At 58.7% G+C, this 596-nt stretch carries 1 protein-coding gene; it reads right to left on the bottom strand.

Going from position 1 to position 596, the window contains the following annotated elements; translation table 11 throughout:
• The coding region (locus CF68_RS34380; protein WP_035827897.1) for an IS110 family transposase at positions 1-467 on the bottom strand (467 nt) is incomplete at its 3' end.
• Positions 468-596 lie beyond the last annotated feature (129 nt).

The raw sequence follows: 596 nt of genomic DNA, 5'->3' as shown, positions 1-596 counted from the left end.
GCCTTGCGACCAAGCACGAAGTGCAGGCCGTATTCGCCCAGCAAGCCGCGAATCTGATTCACTTGCCGCGTGCGGCTGTCGACTAGTTCCGAGCGAATTCGGTGCAATCCAAGTAAGGCTTGCTGTGCCTCAGTCTTTACCGGTATCGGTCGCATCCCAGGTTGCTGCGCGGCTGTCCAGATCGCGCGCGCGTCGGCCGCATCGGTCTTGTTGGTCCGCACGAACGGTCGCACGTACTTTGGGTGGAGCAGGATGGCTTCATGGCCCAGGCTGATAAACTTTCTTGCCCACCAGTGCGCGCCGCCACACGCCTCCAGTACGAACTTGCCGGGGGTGCGATTGCTCAGAAAGGAAATCAGTTGGGTCTTGCTGAGGCGCCGGCTGTGCGTCTCGCTCGTCTCTGGGTCGACCCAGTAGAGTTGGAAGATCGACTTTGCAAGATCCAGCCCATATGTCGTAGCATTCATTTGGGCTCTCCTTACCTCAAGTGATGGTTCGGATCTTCACTTTGGCACATCGATGCCGTCGGTCAAGCGAGAGCCCCTCATCGTGGAACCCCCGCTAGCGTTACTGACGGGCGGTGTTCATTCCATCTC

Origin of the sequence: Cupriavidus sp. SK-4 (assembly GCF_000611125.1) — a bacterium.
Taxonomy (GTDB): Bacteria; Pseudomonadota; Gammaproteobacteria; order Burkholderiales; family Burkholderiaceae; genus Cupriavidus; species Cupriavidus necator.
The sequence above is the reverse complement of the archived record's forward strand: the minus strand, read 5'-3'. Positions and strand labels throughout refer to the sequence as shown.